Genomic DNA, 17,280 nt, shown 5'->3' on the forward strand with positions numbered 1-17,280 from the left:
GCAGAACATCGCGCTGCGATCGAGGTGCCGGTAGGAGGCCGGCGCGGTGCCTTGCTGGACCGCGCATCGACGGCGGGTATAGTCGCCGCGCATTTGAATGAAATGGCCGTCAAGATGAGTCAGAAGTGACCGAACCCCCGGCAGGACATAGCTCGCCCGGCAATGGCGCCGGGGCGAGCCTGGATTTCGACGCAGTCTCGTTCGGACCGTTTTCGCTGCGGTCGCGGTTGCTCGAGAGGGACGGGGCGCCGGTCAAGCTCGGCAGCCGGGCGATGGACATTCTGCGCCTGCTCCTCAGCCGTGCCGGCGAAGTGGTGCCGAAGAGCGAGATCCTGAGCTACGCGTGGTCCGGCCTCGCGGTCGAGGAGATCAGCCTGCGCGTCCATGTCGCGGAGCTGCGCAAGGTGCTTGGCGACGGCAAGGACGGGGCCCGCTACATCACCAACGTCCCGAGCCGCGGCTATTGCTTCGTCGCGCCTGTGCAACGTGGCGAACGCAACGTGGCGCCCGTGCCCGTATTGCGTGCGCCCGAACGAGCGGCGGCGCCGGTGGCCTTGCCACATCGGCTGGACCGGATGATCGGTCGGGACGACGTGCTGCCCGAGTTGTCGGCGCGTCTGCTGAGCGACCGCTTCGTCACGCTGCGAGGACCAGGCGGTATCGGCAAGACCACGGTCGCGACCGCACTCGCGCATGACATGTGGCAGGCATTCGAGGGCCAGGTTCATTTTCTCGAATTCGGCCCACTAAAGGACGCCACGCTGGTCGCGAGCACGGTTGCCGCCGCTCTGGGCCTCGTCGTGCATCACGATGATCCCTCAGGCAGCATCGTCAATTTTCTGCGCGGACGGCGGCTGCTTCTCATCCTCGACAGCTGCGAGCATGTCATCGACGAGGCCGCGCGCCTTGCGGAAAATATCTATCGCGAGGCACCGGGCATCGCCATTCTCGCCACCAGCCGCGAGTCGCTGCTGGTGGAAGGCGAGCAGATCTTCGAGCTCGTTCCGCTGGCCGGCCCGCCGCAAGGGGCGCACCTCAGCGCCGGCGAAGTGCTGGATTATCCGGCCGCGCAGCTGTTCATCGATCGTGCCGCGGCCGCAGGCCATCGCGGCGATATCACGGACGAGGATGCCGAGGTTCTGGCCGAGATCTGCGGCAAGCTCGATGGTATCGCGCTCGCGATCGAGCTCGCCGCCGTGCGCGTCGGCGTCTACGGATTGCGGGAGATGGCCGCGCTGCTCGACTCCAGGCTCAAGCTCGAATGGCGCGGACGGCGAACGGCGCCGCCACGGCAGCAGACGCTCGGCGCGACGCTCGACTGGAGTTTTGGCCTGATCGGCGAGAGCGAACGCACCGTGCTTCAGCGGCTCGCCATCTTCGCCGGCCCCTTCACGCTCAAGGGGCGATCGCCGTCGCCGCGGATGAGGGCGCCGCGGCCGATCGCGTCGTCGATGCGCTGGAGCAGCTCGTCGCCAAGTCGCTGGTGTCGGCGCAGCCCGATGGCGCATCGCGACGCTATCGCCTGCTGGATGCCACGCGCGCCTATGCCATGCAGAAGCTGGTCGACGCAGGCGAAGCGACGGCGATCGCGCGCCGTCACACGGTCTATGTTCAGCGCACGCTCGAAGCCGGCATGGCGGAGCAGGGCGGCGACCCGGCTTCGCGCCTGCAGGCGCGCGCGAGCCTGCTCGCAGATGCCCGTGCAGCGTTGGAATGGAGTTTTGCCAACCACGACGGCGCCGCCTTGCGCGTGCCGCTCGCCGGCAGCGCCGCAAGGCTGTTCGTCGAGCTCAACCTGCTGAACGAGGCGCGCATCTGGTCGGGCCGCGCGCTCGCGATGCTCGACGATGTCAACCAGGGCGGTAAATGGGAACTCGAGCTGCAGTCGACGCTCGGCCACGCCTTCATGTTCACGGAGCGCAACAGCGAGCAGGCCGAGGCCGCACTCCGGCGCGGGCTGGAGATCGCGGAAGCGCTCGACGATCACGCCAATGCGTTCAGGCTGCTGTCGCGGCTGAACATGTTCTATCGCCGCACGGGCGACTACAGGCATCTCGTGCCGACCGCACTCCAGGCCGAGCGCATCGCCCGCCAGATCGGCGATACCGCGGGGATCGCAGGCAGCAAGGCGCTTCTCGGCGTGTCCTATCATCTTGCCGGCGACCAGGCCGAGGCGCAGGCCCATCTCGACGAAGGCGTGCGTGACGACGCCGCGCTGCGCGGGACGGAGCCCGGGCATTTCGCCTATTCGCGCACGCCGCAGATTCCGCTCGCGCGGGTGCTGTGGCTGCGCGGCTTCCCCGACCGCGCGCTCGATTGCGTCCGTCCGCTCGTCGGCGCCGCCGCGCCGCGCGACGTGGTGATGCATTGCATCGCGCTGTGCTGGTCATCATCGGTGTTCGGCTGGGTCGGCGACTGGGCCGCCGTCGAGACGATGACGGGACGCCTCGCGACCCATGCGAATTTGCACGGGCTCGCGCCGTACGAAGCCGTCGCGACCGGCTTTCGCGCGCAGACCATGATCGCCCGCGGCGAGCTGGCCGGCGGTGTCGATCTGCTGCGGAGCGCGCTGCCGCGCCTGCATGCGGATCGCTACGAGCTCTACGCATCCGCGTTCGCCGCAGACCTGTCGCAAGGACTGGCTGCGCTGGGGCGGTTGACGGACGCGCTGCAAGTCCTGCATGAGACGATCGCCCGTGTCGAGCAGGGCGGCGGCGGTTTTGACGTGCCCGAGCTCCTGCGCCGGCGCGGCGACCTCGAGGCGCGGACCGGTGACCTCGGTGCCGCCGAAGCGAGCTTTGCCGCATCGCTCGCGCTGGCCGAGCAGCAGGGCGCGCTGTCCTGGCGATTGCGGACGGAGATGTCGCTCGCGGCGCTTCGGCTTCGGCAGGGTATCAAGAATCCGCTCGACGATCTCGCCGCAACCTATGCGCGGTTCTCGGAAGGATTCGAGACGGCGGATTTGAAGGCCGCACGGCTCGTGCTGGACGAGGCATCGGCCTGACTAGGCTCAGTCGAACCGGAAATCCGCGAGATCGATCGACACCATCAACTCATCACGCAGCGGCATCAGATCGTCGCCGCGCAGATAGATGCGCCGCCGGCTCGGGAGCTTGAAGCCGTCAACGCTGACGGGATCGGATACGTACTGAGCTGCCGGAAAATTGCCGGCGATCTCGACCCGGTAATCATGCCGACGGATGAGCATGTCGGGGCCGAAATAGAAATCCTGCTCGGCGCTGTGGCTTGCGATCACGGTTGGGAAGGTCGCCCGCAATCCGCGCCAGACCTCCGCGCCCTCGCGCCAGGGTGCGATCTCCCGGACCTGGAACCCGTCCGCCGCCAGCAGGAACGGCGCAGTCATGTAGGTCCAGAGCGCATAGCCGTTGAAATAGGCGCGATGCAGCGGATCCCAATGCGTGCGCATATCGTGCCGCGCGAAGGCGGCGCGCGGATTGCTGCGCTCCGCGACGATGCGGCCGTCCGCAGCCACGATGGCGATCCGGTCCGGGCTGAACTCGGTGCGCCGGCCGGCCTTGCCGAACGGCTCCACGGAAGCCCGCTCGCGATGCAACTCGATCCGCATCGTGCGCGGCGCCTGGTCCTGATCGACGCCCTTCAATATCCAGAGATCGCCGCCCGTCACGATCGTGGCGGTGAGCCGCTCGTGGGCATTCCATCGATCGAGCCCGCCATGGGCCTCGATCGCATTCGCCAGCAGCGGAATCATCCGGCCGTTTCCTCTCGCATCGGTGGTGTCGCCCCAATAGAGATACCCCCGTGCGCAGACGATCGCCCGTTAAGCGTTGTTAAGTGCCGTTGGCAGGTTCGGCGCCTAGGCTTCGACCATGACGTCCAGCACCGCGTCGGCAAAGGCCTTCGGCGCCTCTTGCGGCAGATTGTGGCCGATACCGCCCTTGATGGTCCGGTGCGAATAGCGCCCGGAGAATTTCTTCGCGTAAGCGGACGGCTCAGGATGCGGCGCGCCGTTGGCGTCACCCTCCATGGTGATGGTGGGCACGGCGATCACGGGGGCTTGCGCCAATTTCGCCTCGTCGTCGGCGTATTTCGCCTCGCCTTCGGCAAGGCCCAGCCGCCAGCGATAATTGTGGATCACGATCGCCACGTGGTCCGGATTGTCGAACGCCTTCGCGCTGCGGTCGAAGGTGGCGTCGTCGAAATGCCATTGGGGCGAAGCGAGCTGCCAGATCAGCTTCGAGAAATCGTGGCGGTACTTGTCGTAGCCCTCGCGGCCGCGCTCGGTCGCGAAATAGAACTGGTACCACCATTGCAGCTCGGCCTTCGGCGGCAGCGGCGTCTTGCCGGCTTGCTGACTGCCGATCAGGTAGCCGCTCACGGACACCATCGCCTTGACCCGCTCCGGCCGGAGCGCAGCGATGATGTTGGCGGTGCGCGCACCCCAGTCGAAGCCGGCAATCGTCGCCTTGTCGATTCCGAGCGCGTCCATCAGGGCGACGATGTCGGCCGCGATCGCCGCCGGCTGCCCGTTCCGCATCGTCGAGTCCGAGAGGAAGCGCGTGCTGCCGTAGCCGCGCAGGTAAGGCACGATCACGCGATGACCGGCCGCGGCGAGCAACGGTGCGACATCGACGAAGGCGTAGATGTCATAGGGCCAGCCATGCAGCAGGATCACGGGCGGGCCATCCGCGGGGCCCGCCTCGGCATAGCCGACGTTGAGGAGGCCGGCGTTGATCTGTTTCAGGGACGCGAACGCGGTGTTGGCGCCGGGCTTGACGACGGTGGCGGACTTGGCCGGCTTCGCCGTAGCCGTCGTGCTCAGCGCAAGCTGGGTCGCGGCGAGCGCCATCGCAGCCCCGCCGACGAAACGACGTCGTTCGTGGCTGATGTTGTCGGTCATGTGTGCCTCCTGTGGTCGGTGCATCGTGCAAGTCGCCGTTCAGCCCTTGTGCCCGTCCAGACGCGCAAGGAAGTTGCGGACCAGCGTGGCGATCTCGTCGGTTGCCTCGTCGAGCGCGAAATGGCCGGCTTCGAGGATGTGGACCTCCGCATCCGGCACATCGTCGCGATAGGCCGAAGCGCCGGCGACGGCGAAGGACGGATCGTACTTGCCCCAGACCACCAGCGTCGGCGGCCGCGTCTTGCGCAGCCATTCCTGCCATTTCGGATAGGAGGCGACGTTGGTCCGGTAATCCAGGAACAGCGTAGTCTGGATCTCGGCCTCGCCGGGACGCGTTAGGAACGCGTATTCGTCGGTCCAGCTATCGGGGTCGTAACGCTCGGGGTGCGGGCTGGAGCCGAGGTGCCGCTGGCGCGTCGCGGCCAGGGATGTGAAGTTTGCCTTGAGCGCCTCAAGCTCATGCGCCGGATCGGCCCAGTATCTGCGACGCGCTTCCCAGAGCGGGCTCAGTCCCTGTTCATGCGAAACGGCATTCTGGATCATGATGGCGCGGACGCGCTCGGGATGCGCCAGTGCCATGCGGAAGCCGACCGGGCCGCCATAGTCCTGCATGAACAGCACGTAGTTGGTCAGGCCAAGCTTGTTCGTCAGCTCGCCCATCACGCCGGCAATGTTGTCAAAAGTGTAGTTGAAATCGGACGGCGGCGGCGCGCTGCTGTTGCCGAAGCCGGGATAATCAGGCGCGATCAGGTGATATTTGTCGGCGAGCAGCGGCAGCAGGGGTTCCCACATCCGCGACGAGGAGGGAAAGCCGTGCAGCAGCAGTACGGTCGGCGCATCGGCTGGCCCGGCCTCGCGGTAGAAGATATTGAGACCCCCGATATCGATCGTGTGATAGCTGATCGAGCGTCGGCTCGACCGCAGATCCTGTGCCGAGGCCTGCACGGTGGTGCAGGCGAGGGCGGCTGCGAGGGTGAGGGTGGCTGGAATGTTCATGTCATCGCTCCGATGTGGGCGTGTCGCGTCGAGACGTGCCGGCGCGTCATGCACCGGCAACCGCTCTGACGGGATTGAGCGCCACGCCGCCACTGTGATCGCTGTTGTGCGAAGTAGCTTCCGCTCGCCGGATCACATTCGTGAGCCCCGGCGTAAAGCTTTCGTCATCGTTCTCGGTGTCTCCGGTCAGTTGCCGGAGCGGTGCTGATTGATGAGCACCGCTCCGATGCAAGCCTGACTTACGCGGCCGACTTCGCCTTCTTGGCCAGGGCGGCGAGCAGCGTCTGCGCCGCCGGGCCGGAGGAGTGCGGATTCTGTCCCGTGATGAGCTGGCCCGCGCTGACGACGTGTACGCCCCAGTTCGCCGTTTTCGAGAAGACCGCGCCGAGCTTCAACATCTCGTCCTCGACGAGGAACGGTACGACATGGGTCAGGCCCACTTCCTCTTCCTCGCCATTGGTGAAGCCGGTCACCTCCTTGCCCTCGACCAAAGGCTTGCCGTCGGGCGTCTTGACGTGGCGCAGCGCACCGGTCGAGTGACACACCACCGCGATGGTCTTGCCCGCGGCGAGGAAGGATTCGATCAGCTTGACCGAGTCCTTGTCTTCGGCGAGGTCCCACATCGGGCCGTGACCGCCGGGATAGAACAGCGTGTCGAAGTCTTCCTGCTTGACGCTGTCGAGGCGCACCGTCTTGTCGAGCTGGGCTTCAGCGGCAGCGTCCGCCTCGAAGCGCAGCGTCAGGTCGGTGCGGAACTCGGGCTCGTTGCTCTTGGGATCGAGGGGCGGCCGGCCGCCTTTGGGCGAAGCCAGCGTGATCTCCGCGCCGGAATCCTTGAACACGTAGTAGGGAGCGGCGAGCTCCTCGAGCCAGAACCCGGTCTTGCGTCCAGTGTTGCCGAGCTGGTCGTGGGAGGTGATAACCATAAGAACCTTCATGACGATCTCCTTGAGTGCGTTCGCTGCAATGACGCATTCCCTCGTGGTGGAGGTGCGCCGGCCTCGGTCTCGTTCGAGCACGACACTCGTTCGTTGCTCGTGAGCCCAATGTTGCACCCAAGGCCGCGTGTTAGCTCGTTATGTATTGTTAGGCGTTGAGAGCAGTGAACGGTTCCCGCTCTCGCGCGTCGCCACCGCTACTCGAACACGGCGTCGAAGATCTCGACGTCCATCAGCACGGGCCTGGCGATCACGCTTCCATCAGGCCGCAGCGTCTGCACACGCCGCAATGTCGGCACGACGATGCCGCCGAAGCTGTCATGGGCCCAGGAATAATGCGCGACCTTGTTTCCGAACAGATCGTGATCCGTCCGCCGTTGCAGCGCGTTCTCGTCGAAATAGAAGATCTGCTCGGGCGCGAGCGTGATCAGGCTCGGCGGGAACTGCGCGCGCAGCCGCCGCCACGTGTCAGCGTTTTCGCGCCACGGCGGAAGCTCCTCCGTGACGACGTCGGGATGGGCGAGCAGAAATGGGTTGGTCAGATAATTCCAGATCGAAACGCCGCAGAAGAAGACGAGATGCAGTTCGTCCGCGAGCGCAGGAGAGCCGGTCTCGGGAAATGCAAGGCTCGGGTTATCCCAGGTGCGCAGGACCTCACCCTCGAGGCTCTCGATCGTGATCGCGTCGGGCTGAAAGCAGCCGGAGTGTTCACCCCCGGTGATGCCGGTGAAGCGGACCGACTGGGCGCGGGTCGAGCCCTCCGCCGTCACGTCCTTGAATTCGCTGGCATGTCCGGCGCTGGAGAACAACGAGCCGCCGACGGAAAGGTGGAGCGTGAATCGGGTCAAGCTATTCCAGCGGGCCATACCGCCACTGGCATCAATTACATCGTCAAGAAGCGCCATAACCCGCCATATCCACCGTGAAGTGCCACCACCATGGCGGGGTGGATGCGGCTTGGCATGTTAGAAGTTGTTAGGAGTTGCGAGCAGGTGCTTGGGCGGTATCCCGTTGAAGATACTGTCAATTCAGCGCGCTCAACAGCTCCCTGGCGGCCACGAGATCACGGGTCTGGAGGCCTTCCTGGTACCGCGCGACGAGCGGGGCGAGCAGGGCGCGTGCTTCGCCCGCTTGTCCGGTCTGGCGCCAGACCCGGCCGAGGCTGATCGCCCCCCGCAGCTCCCAGCCGAGCGCGCACTGCCGGCGCGACAGATCGAGCGATTTCCGGAAGCAGCGCTCGGCCTCCGCGGTGTTTCCCGACCGGACGAGGATGTCGCCCTTGACCCGGAGCATCTCCGGCATGTCGAAGGATTCGCCATGATCTGGAATCTGCGCAATGGCCTCATTGATCGTGCGCAGGGCCTCGTCCGGCTGGTTCTCCGCCACGAGACCCTCCGCCAGCGCCGTCGCAAACACTGTCGTCATGATCCGGTGCCGCGTCGCGTACAGCGTGGCCTGGCTGCGGCGAAGATGCTCGATCCCGCCGGCGATGTCGCCGCGGCGAAGCATGAGCTCGCCCTTCTGGCCGACGCCGACGGCATGATAGGGACCAAGGAAGTGCCGCGCCGAATGGTCGATCAGCCGCTCGATCAGGATTTCGGCATTGGCCCAGTCGCCGACCCAGAGGAACACGTAGATCGTCCAGACCAGGGAGATGCCGAGGGTGAGGGGTTGTTCCAGCAGTTCCGCCTCGCGAACGGTGTATCTCGCCGCCTCGATCGCGCGATCGGGCCGGCCGGTGAGCCAGAGCCCGCGCGCCAGCGCGACCAGCGCGACGATGCGGTCGTCATAACCGAGATGCCCGATGTTCAGCCGCTGCGAGCCGGGATTGTGCACCATCGCGCTCTCGCAGAACTGCACGGCCTTGTCCTGATTGCCGATCAGATGGTGCGCGACGCCCAGCATCCATTCCACGTTCAGCGCGGCGGCCGCGTCATTCAGCTTGCGGGCAACGCTCTCGCCCTGCTCGCCGGTGCCGAGCGCGCCGTGAAAATCCCCGACCCTGGTCAGGTAGATGTGCAATCCGCGCAGCAGCCAGAGCTGCCAGTGCAGATCCTCGAGATCCCGCGCAAGCTGAAGACTGCGTGTGAACGCCGACCGGACCGCTTCGGTATTGCCCTGCGTGAACATCAAGGAGACGCCGAGCGCAGCCTGCAACGTCATCTCCTGGCGGCGGTCGATCGAATTCGTATCGAGAGAGACAAGCGCCTGCTTCGTCCAGCGATAGCACTCCGTCAGCAATGTCAGTTCGAGGAAAAACTGGGCCGCCGAAGCCGCCAGATCCACGCCGATCGTCCGGTCGGCGCTATCCGAAAAGCTCCAGGTCAGCGCGGCCCTGACATTGTGCAAATGGTCGGCATAGGGAAGGAAGCCGCCCGCGGTCTGCATACCCGTGGATTTGAGCGCGATGTCGCGCAGGAAATCGCGGAAATATTCGGCGTGAGCGCGCGCGACACGGGGCGCTTCGCCGTTCTCGACGAGCTTGGCGCCGGCGAAGGCGCGGGTGGTGTCGAGCAGACGATAGCGCAGCCGCCGCTCCGCAGGTGAGGTTGCGATCAGCGATTTGGAGAGCAGGTTCGAGATCGCCTCGACCGCCTCGGGCTCGCTGATGCCCTGGCTGAACGCAACGGCGAGCGCGGCCTCCATCGTGAATGGCCCGACGAACACCGACAAACCGCGCAGCGTCGCACTCTCGGCTGCCGGCAACAGATCATAGCTCCAGGCGAGCGCGGCGCTCAGGGTCTGGTGCCGCGGGATCGCGGTACGGCGTCCCCGCCACAGAAGCGAGAAACGGCTGTCGAGCAGCGAGGCGGTCCCGGCAATGCCATAGGCGTTCACGCGTCCGGCGGCGAGCTCGATCGCGAGCGCGATGCCGTCCAGTCGCCGGCAGATCTCGGCGACAAGCGGTGCATCCTCATCGCTCAGTTCGAATTCGCCCAGGCTCTCGGCAATGCGTTCCACGAAGAGCTGGCTTGCGGGATAGGCAAGGATGTCGGCGATGCCGAGCCCGTCGCGCTGGGGCGGGCAGTCCAGCGGAAACAACCGGTGGACGCGTTCGCCTTCGGTGCGAAAGGATTCGCGGCTGGTGGCGAGAATATGCAGCTCAGGGGCTTCCTGGACGATGTGCTCGGCCAAGGGCGCGAGCTCGTCGATGATGTGCTCGCAGCTGTCGAAGATCAGCAGCATTCGACGGTTGCGCAGCACCGTCAGCAGGCCCGGCATCGGGTCCTCGGAATTGACGGTCAGGCCGAGCGTGGCGGCGATGGTGCTTGGAACGAGCCTGGCATCCGTCAGCGCGCCGAAATCAACGAAGTTGACCTGACCGTCGAAGGCCTGGAGCTCGCGATGCGCGACGGCGAGCGCGACGGAAGTCTTGCCAATCCCGCCGGGGCCGACAATTGTCACGAAGCGATGCTGCGCAAGCTCGGTGGAAATCCGCTCGACCGCGTCGTCTCGTCCGATCATCCTGGCAAGCGGCGGCGGGAGTATGTGAGGCGACGGGACGGCCGGGCCTGTCCGCGTCTCCGGCGATTCGGACCGGACCAGCGGGCCCGCGAAGCAATAGCCACGGCCGGGCACGTTGACGACATAGCGGGAGCCTTCGCCGGCATCCCCCAAGGCCTTGCGCAGCGTCGTGATGTGGAAGCGAAGGCTGCCTTCATCGACCGTCACGTCGGCCCAGACGCGCTTGATCAACTCACGCTTGTCGATGACCTCGCCGGCGCGCTCGACGAGAAAAATGAGAATATCGAGTGCGCGGCCGCCGAGGTGAAGCGGAGCGCCGTCCTTCTCGAGCAGGCGCGACCTTGCGTACAGCCGGAATGGCCCGAAGGAAATCGCCGCATCCTGGTCGTTAGTGTCCGCCACGCGCCAATGAATCCAGTGAAGGGGCTGTTGTCCGCATCCTGATCTAGCAGAACGAGGTCATGAGTAAACTGGTCGAAAGTGGCGAAATCGCGCGGCAAGTCAGCCGGCCGCGCCGGGATGATGCGTGACAAGTTTCGCTTAAAGGCGAGCGGCTTGCGAAGCGATCGGGACGACCCGTCAGCGTGCTTGACCGTCGAGATGACAGTCTGGCCGCCAACTTGTGATGTCGCCGATCATAACAAAATCTTGCAACGTCTAACGAGCAAAACGCGCGCGGCGCATCCAGTATAGGGTTCGAGTTAGGTCCTAGGTCCAACGGGGAGGCTATCATGTCCGCTATCGGTTTGGGGACGAACGACCATTTCGTTCGATCTCAGCACATTGCCAACCTTGATGATCAGTCGCGTGATTGGGAACTCGTACTACGGGAATCCCACCATCGGATGAAGAACACGCTGACGCTGCTGGGTGCGTCAGTCCGCCGCGACTTCTCGCGGCCGGGCACCAGGGACATGTCGGGCGCGGTGGACCGGTTCGAGCAGCGCATCGTCGCGTTCGGCAGGCTCTATCAGCTCTTGTCCGACAGCGACAGCCTGTCCGCCGTCTCCGTCGAGGCCTTCTTCGAAAACCTGTGCGAGGCGCTCTCCGAGGCAGTGCTGGAACCGGCCGGCATCCGCTGCGAGGCCGCGATCGAGAGCGGGGCGCTGCCGGCATCGCAGTGTCATCGGTTGGCGTTGATGCTGACGGAGCTGGTCACGAATGCAGCGAAACATGCCTTCCCGAACAAGAACGATGCGCTGATCCGCATCGAAATTGCCAACCGCGACGACGCTTGGCTCTGCACGGTGGCTGACAACGGCATCGGCGCGACCGGTCCGCTTCAGGGCACCGGCAGCCGCATCCTTGAAGGGCTCGCACGCAGTATCGACGCGCGGTTGCAGGGTGAGGCGGGCCAGGGTGGCACGCGGGTAACGATCGTGATGCCCGCTGCCGCTTGAAGCTCGTTTCAATTTCAACTCAGGGAGTGCGACATGGCCACCACCGAAATCGACCGCGACGCCGCGGCCGGGTCCCCGAAGACGTCTTCGACATCGCGGGGCGTTGATCTGAAGCTCGAGATCGTCGTCATCCCCGTGTCGGATGTCGACCGCGCCAAGGCGTTCTACACGCGCCTCGGCTGGCGATTGGACGCCGATTTTGCCTCGGCTGACGAATGGCGCGTGATCCAGTTCACGCCGCCGGGTTCGGCTTGTTCTGTGATCTTCGGCAAGAACGTCACGCCGGCAACGCCGGGTTCGGCGCGCGGGCTGTACCTGATCGTCTCCGATCTGGCCGTGGCGCGACAGGAACTGCTCGACCGCGGCATCGCGGTGAGCGCACCATTCCATGGTGCGGGCGACGTTCACGCCGGTTCGGACGAGCCGTATCTGTTCGGCAGCGTCCGGGTCAGCGGTGTTGACCCGAAGCGCGGCAGCTACAGCTCGTTTGCCTCGTTCAGCGATCCCGACGGCAATGGCTGGCTGTTCCAGGAGGTCACGACGCGACTGCCTGGACGCATTGCGGGTGACGGCACGACGTTTGCCTCAACGGCCGATCTGGCCGCAACCCTGCGACGTGCCGCTGTCGCGCATGGTGAGCACGAGAAGCGCATCGGCGGACACGACGAGAACTGGGCCGACTGGTACGCCGACTACATCGTCCGCGAGCAGGCCGGTCAACCGCTGCCCTCGTGAGTTGTAATGAGCCCATCTCCCGAATTCACGGACAGGGCGCGCGCCGATTGAACTCGTCGCGCGCCGTGTCGCTTCTGCATCGCGCGTATCGTCATGGTCGCTCGCTCTCTTGCACCCCGCGGACTCGCAACGGCTAACGCGGCCTAACAACCGATAACGAGCAAATTGCCAGGACCTGCGCCAATCTCTGTTCACGACGAAACGACGCGTCGATTTCGAATTCGGCTGGCGTCACCGACCAGAGTAAGGGAGATCCGACATGACAACGCAAGCACGAGCCGACATTCTCAATCCTGACCGCCGTCAATTGCTGAGCCAGGCCGCGATGACCGCGGTCGCTGCCAGCGTAGCGAGCCTGCTGCCGCTGCGTCCGGCAAAGGCCGCTGCAAGCGGCGCCATCCGCCCGTTCCGCGTCAGCGTGCCCGAGGAAGATCTGCTTGACCTCCGCCGCCGCCTCGCAGCGACACGCTGGCCCGATCGCGAGATCGTCGCCGACCAATCGCAGGGCGTACAGCTCACGACGCTCCAGCAGCTCGTGCGGTACTGGCAGAACGACTACGACTGGCGCAAGATGGAAGCGCGGCTGAACGCCTTGCCGCAATTCGTCACCGAGATCGACGGCGTCGACATCCACTTCATTCACATCCGCTCCCGCCACGAGAACGCACTGCCGATGATCGTCACGCATGGCTGGCCGGGCTCGATCATCGAGCAGATGAAGATCGTCGGCCCGCTGACCGATCCCACCGCGCATGGTGCGAAGGCCGCGGATGCATTCGACCTGGTGATCCCCTCGCTTCCGGGCCACGGCTTCTCCGGCAAGCCGACGGAGCTCGGCTGGGATCCCCAGCGCATCGCGCGCGCCTGGATCGTGCTGATGCAACGCCTCGGCTACAACCGCTACGTGGCGCAGGGCGGCGATTGGGGCAATGCCGTCACCGAGCAGATGGCGGTGATCGCACCGCCGGAACTGCTCGGCATTCACACCAACATGCCCGCCACCGTTCCCGACGACATCGCCAAGGCGCTTCAGCCGGGTGGAACGCGGCCATCAAACCTCTCGGCCGACGAGCGCATTGCCTACGACCAGCTCGACGATTTCTACAAGCACGGCCTCGGTTACGCGATCGAGATGTCGAACCGGCCGCAGACGCTCTATGGTCTCGTCGACTCACCGGCCGGTCTTGCATCCTGGATGCTTGATCACGACGCACGCAGTGCTGCGATGATTGCGCGGGCGTTCGACGGCAAGACCGAAGGCCTGTCGCGCGATGACGTGATCGACAACATCACGCTCTACTGGCTCACCAACACCGCGGTGTCGTCGGCGCGGCTCTACTGGGAGAACAAGCTGGTGTTCTTCGAGCCCAAGCACATCAAGATCCCGGTCGCCGTCAGCGTGTTCCCTGACGAGATCTATGCCGCGCCGCGCAGCTGGGCCGAGAAGGCCTATCCGAAGCTGATGCACTACAACCGCCTCGACAAGGGCGGCCACTTCGCGGCCTGGGAGCAGCCCGCGCTGTTCTCTGCGGAAATGCGCACCGCGTTCCGCCCGCTGCGCCAGTCGATCTGAACCGAGCAGGGGACGCGCGCCGCCGTGCGTTCCATTTTCGAACACACATATCAGGAGTGTCAACAATGAGCCGCCCCGTACAGATCTTCACCACCGAGGACATTCACCTGGAGCGCCGCCTGCCGACATACTGGCGCGTCACCTTCGACATGCCGCCGGTGAACATCTTCGGCCCTAAGCACCTTCCGCTGCTCAACGACATCATCACCGCGATTGAGACCGATCCGGACGTGAAGGTGGTCGTATTCGACAGCGCCGTCGAAGGCTTCTTCATCACGCATTACGACTTCCTGGCGCCGCTGGAGGACTCTCTCGGCGTTCCGCCAGGGCCGACCGGCCTGCAGGCGCTGCCCGACATGCTGGTGCGCCTCAGCCGCGCGCCGGTTGTCTCCATTGCCTCGATCCGGGGCCGTGCGACCGGGGTCGGCAGCGAGCTCGCGCTGGCCAGCGACATGCGTTTTGCCAGCCGCGAGAAGGCGATCCTGTCGCAATGGGAGGTCGGCGCGGGACTCGTGCCCGGCGGCGGGCCGATGGCCCGGTTGCCGCGGCTGATGGGCCGAGGCCGTGCGCTCGAAGTGTTGCTCGGTGCCGACGACATCCACGGCGATCTCGCCGAGCGTTACGGCTACGTGAACCGTTCGCTGCCGGATGCGGAGCTCGTCGGCTTCGTCGAGGCGCTCGCCATGCGCATTGCGTCGTTCGACAAGGAAGCCATCGCCGAGACCAAGCGTCTCGTCGATGTTGCGAGCCTGCCGCCGGATGATGAGATCAAGCCGGAGTGGGATGCGTTCCTGGCCGCGCTCGGCCGTCCCGCCAGCCAGACTCGCATCAAGGCGCTGATGGCGCGCGGTTTCCACCGCGCCGGCGACGTCGAGAACCGGCTGGGCTTCCACGTCGGACAGATCGGGAGTTGACGGAACCGCTGCGGCGCTCGGCCGGTTGGAAGGGGTGACAGGCGGTCGTGCCAATGTCGCTTTCCTCCGGTACCGAGCGCCGGTGCCAAAAACCAACCTGAGAACCAACAAGGAGAATCGAGATGATCCGCAAGGCAACAGCAGTCTGGAAAGGCACCGGTCGCGACGGCACCGGCCATCTGTCGAGCGAATCCGGTGTGCTCGCCGGCACGCCCTATTCGTTCAAGACCCGCTTCGAGAACGAGAAGGGCACCAATCCCGAGGAGTTGATCGCCGCGGCCCATGCCGGTTGCTTTACCATGGCACTGGCCTTCGGCCTTCAGCTCGCCGGCTTCACGCCGGACGAGCTGTCGACGGAAGCCGCCATCACGCTCGAGCCGGAAGGCAAGGGCTTCAAGATCAGCAAGTCGGCACTGACGCTTCGCGCCAAGGTGCCGAACCTTGACGACGCAGGTTTCGCCAAGATCGCCGGCGAGGCCGAGAAGAACTGTCCGGTGTCGAAGGTGCTCAACGCCGCGATCACGCTCGACGCCAAATTGACCTGATCCAACACAGGGAGCGGTGCCATGCCTCGCCAAGATCTGTCTCGCCAAGATCTGTCTCGCCAAGATCTGTCTCGCCAAGATCCGCCTCGCCAGCATCAGCCGGATGAAGACAGGTTCCGGGCGATTTTGCCCGAGGACATCGCATGGCAACCATTCCCTGCGTTCCCGCCGGGCGCGCGGCTGGCCGTGATGGTCGGCCATCCCAGCGAACCCGGACCTTACGTGGTCCGGGTGAAGGTGCCCGGGGGCACGAAACTGATGCCGCACAAGCATCCGGAGGATCGCATCTACACGGTCATGTCGGGTGTGTTCTACATCGGCCTCGGCGAGCGTTTTGATGGCGACCAGGTGAAAGCCTATCCGCCGGGCAGCGTCATCGTGCTGCCCGGCGAGACCTGGCATTTTCACTGGGCGAAGTCCGGCGAATACGTCACACAGGTCTCCGCCATCGGGCCGCTGGGCCTCGAATACCACGATGACCACGATGACCCGCGCTTGCATCCGGCAGCGGACAAGCGCTGACTATCTCGACGAAACCAATGGAGCATCAGATGACGACAGAGCGCGCAGTTTTGGCCGGAGGCTGCTTCTGGGGCATGCAGGATCTGATCCGCAGGCAACCGGGGGTGATCTCCACCCGTGTCGGTTACACCGGCGGGCATGTGAAAAACGCCACCTATCGCAATCACGAGGGCCACGCCGAGGCGATCGAGATCATCTTCAATCCCGCGAAGACGAGCTTCCGGACCATGCTGGAGTTCTTCTTCCAGATCCACGATCCCACCACGCTCAATCGCCAGGGCAATGATCGGGGCACGAGCTACCGCTCGGCAATCTTCTATACCAGTGACGAGCAGAAGAGAGTCGCCGAAGACACCATTGCCGATGTCGAGGCATCAGGTCTCTGGCCTGGCAAGGTGGTGACCGAGGTCGCGCCCGCAGCTGAGTTCTGGGAAGCCGAGCCCGAGCATCAGGATTATCTCGAGCGCTATCCCGATGGCTACACCTGCCACTTCATCCGGCCCGACTGGAAGCTGCCAAGGCGCGCGGCCGCCGTGGGAGGCTAGCGGGATTGTCGCGTACGGCCGCCGAGGCCCTCTTGACGAGGAGTGCAAATGTGCGAACTCCCCTCATCCTACGATCACGAGCATTCCTCGCGGCTCAATGCGCCTCCGGCCGGCGTCGACAGATCACAGTCACCGCCTTGCGGGCAATCTCCCTCAGATCGGCGCGGCGTGCGCCGGCCCGGGCGCGGATGGCGATCGTCTGCATCGTGGCGGCGGCAAGGATCGCAAGTGCAGCCGGATCGGCCTCGCGATCCAGCTCGCCCTTGTCCTGCGCCAGGCGGAAGCGGGCCTCGAAATCGGCATCGATCGTCCGCAGTCCCGTCGCAACGCTGCTCCGGATCGCCGCATCCTCGGCGACTTCGGTCACCGCGGTACCGACCACGAAGCAACCGCGCGCTGATCCCTTGCCGGAAAAGTAGATCGACAGCGCCGCGTCATAGGCCAGCATCAGCGCTTCGTCCAAGGGATGGTCCCCTGCGAGAGCCTCACGCGTTGCCGCAAGGCTGATCTCCCAATAGCGCGCCAACGCCTCGAGATAGAGCGCGTGCTTGTTGCCGAACGCCGCATAGAGGCTCGGTGGACTCATGCCGGTCGCGGCCGCGACCTTGTCCAGGGACGTGCCGGAATAACCCGTCCTCCAGAACGTTTCCGTTGCCCGCTTGAGGGCCGTCTCAGTGTCGTAGGCGGGTGGCCGTCCCCGGCGCGCCAGGCCCGCCTCGCTCTTTTTCCGTGCCATGTCGTTCGAACCTGCTTGCCATGTTTCACACG

Annotated in this window: 16 protein-coding genes; 9 read left to right on the top strand and 7 right to left on the bottom strand. The window is 65.2% G+C overall.

All coding sequences use genetic code 11. The features are described from left to right. The first annotated feature begins 125 nt into the window (after positions 1-125). On the top strand, positions 126-1,802 hold the full coding sequence (locus BJ6T_RS48395) for an ATP-binding protein (protein ID WP_014493552.1): 1,677 nt from the start codon (positions 126-128) through the stop codon (positions 1,800-1,802). Continuing rightward, positions 1,745-3,004, top strand: a complete 1,260-nt coding sequence (locus tag BJ6T_RS48400; RefSeq protein WP_240537978.1) for a hypothetical protein — start codon at positions 1,745-1,747, stop codon at positions 3,002-3,004. The genes BJ6T_RS48395 and BJ6T_RS48400 overlap by 58 nt, the downstream gene beginning before the upstream one ends. Before the next feature lie 6 nt (positions 3,005-3,010). Here the strand turns inward: BJ6T_RS48400 and BJ6T_RS16405 are convergent, their stop codons facing one another. From BJ6T_RS16405 to BJ6T_RS16430, 6 genes are all read right to left on the bottom strand, one after another. Then, entirely contained in the window at positions 3,011-3,730 is a 720-nt protein-coding gene (locus tag BJ6T_RS16405) for a hypothetical protein (RefSeq protein ID WP_014493554.1), read from the bottom strand. A 105-nt stretch (positions 3,731-3,835) separates the two neighbouring features. Then, a complete protein-coding gene (locus tag BJ6T_RS16410; protein ID WP_014493555.1) occupies positions 3,836-4,879 on the bottom strand; it encodes an alpha/beta fold hydrolase in 1,044 nt (347 codons plus the stop codon). Positions 4,880-4,918: 39 nt separating this feature from the next. Beyond that, positions 4,919-5,875, bottom strand: a complete 957-nt coding sequence (locus BJ6T_RS16415; RefSeq protein WP_014493556.1) for an alpha/beta fold hydrolase — start codon at positions 5,873-5,875, stop codon at positions 4,919-4,921. A 239-nt stretch (positions 5,876-6,114) separates the two neighbouring features. Next, entirely contained in the window at positions 6,115-6,813 is a 699-nt protein-coding gene (locus tag BJ6T_RS16420; RefSeq protein ID WP_014493557.1) for a type 1 glutamine amidotransferase domain-containing protein, read from the bottom strand. A 197-nt stretch (positions 6,814-7,010) separates the two neighbouring features. Continuing rightward, positions 7,011-7,718 (bottom strand): hypothetical protein, encoded by a 708-nt coding sequence (locus BJ6T_RS16425; protein ID WP_028169986.1) that lies wholly within the window; start codon positions 7,716-7,718, stop codon positions 7,011-7,013. 118 nt (positions 7,719-7,836) lie between these two features. Further along, the gene (locus BJ6T_RS16430; protein WP_014493559.1) at positions 7,837-10,680 is read right to left on the bottom strand and encodes an ATP-binding protein; all 2,844 of its coding nucleotides are present in this window, start codon (positions 10,678-10,680) and stop codon (positions 7,837-7,839) included. A gap of 329 nt (positions 10,681-11,009) precedes the next feature. On the opposite strand from BJ6T_RS16430, the gene BJ6T_RS16435 reads away from it, so the two are divergent. From BJ6T_RS16435 to msrA, 7 genes are all read left to right on the top strand, one after another. After that, positions 11,010-11,678: a sensor histidine kinase gene (locus BJ6T_RS16435; RefSeq protein WP_028169985.1), complete on the top strand. Its 669-nt coding sequence runs from the start codon at positions 11,010-11,012 to the stop codon at positions 11,676-11,678. Between the two features lie 33 nt (positions 11,679-11,711). After that, positions 11,712-12,413: a VOC family protein gene (locus BJ6T_RS16440; RefSeq protein ID WP_014493561.1), complete on the top strand. Its 702-nt coding sequence runs from the start codon at positions 11,712-11,714 to the stop codon at positions 12,411-12,413. Positions 12,414-12,672: 259 nt separating this feature from the next. Beyond that, positions 12,673-13,986, top strand: coding sequence for an epoxide hydrolase family protein (locus BJ6T_RS16445; protein WP_014493562.1), 1,314 nt, complete (start codon positions 12,673-12,675; stop codon positions 13,984-13,986). Between the two features lie 65 nt (positions 13,987-14,051). Next, complete coding sequence (locus BJ6T_RS16450; protein ID WP_014493563.1) at positions 14,052-14,900, top strand: enoyl-CoA hydratase/isomerase family protein; 849 nt, start codon at positions 14,052-14,054, stop codon at positions 14,898-14,900. A gap of 122 nt (positions 14,901-15,022) precedes the next feature. Next, a complete protein-coding gene (locus BJ6T_RS16455) occupies positions 15,023-15,445 on the top strand; it encodes an OsmC family protein (RefSeq protein WP_014493564.1) in 423 nt (140 codons plus the stop codon). A 21-nt stretch (positions 15,446-15,466) separates the two neighbouring features. Next, positions 15,467-15,967 carry a cupin domain-containing protein gene (locus tag BJ6T_RS16460; protein ID WP_225894838.1) on the top strand — a complete coding sequence of 167 codons (501 nt, stop codon included), beginning with the start codon at positions 15,467-15,469 and terminating at the stop codon, positions 15,965-15,967. Positions 15,968-15,996: 29 nt separating this feature from the next. Beyond that, the gene (msrA, locus tag BJ6T_RS16465; RefSeq protein WP_014493566.1) at positions 15,997-16,512 is read left to right on the top strand and encodes a peptide-methionine (S)-S-oxide reductase MsrA; all 516 of its coding nucleotides are present in this window, start codon (positions 15,997-15,999) and stop codon (positions 16,510-16,512) included. A 94-nt stretch (positions 16,513-16,606) separates the two neighbouring features. On the opposite strand, the gene BJ6T_RS16470 is transcribed toward msrA, so the two are convergent. Then, positions 16,607-17,248: a TetR/AcrR family transcriptional regulator gene (locus BJ6T_RS16470; protein WP_014493567.1), complete on the bottom strand. Its 642-nt coding sequence runs from the start codon at positions 17,246-17,248 to the stop codon at positions 16,607-16,609. Positions 17,249-17,280 lie beyond the last annotated feature (32 nt).

The sequence above is a fragment of the Bradyrhizobium japonicum USDA 6 genome, from assembly GCF_000284375.1.
GTDB classification, from domain to species: Bacteria; Pseudomonadota; Alphaproteobacteria; order Rhizobiales; family Xanthobacteraceae; genus Bradyrhizobium; species Bradyrhizobium japonicum.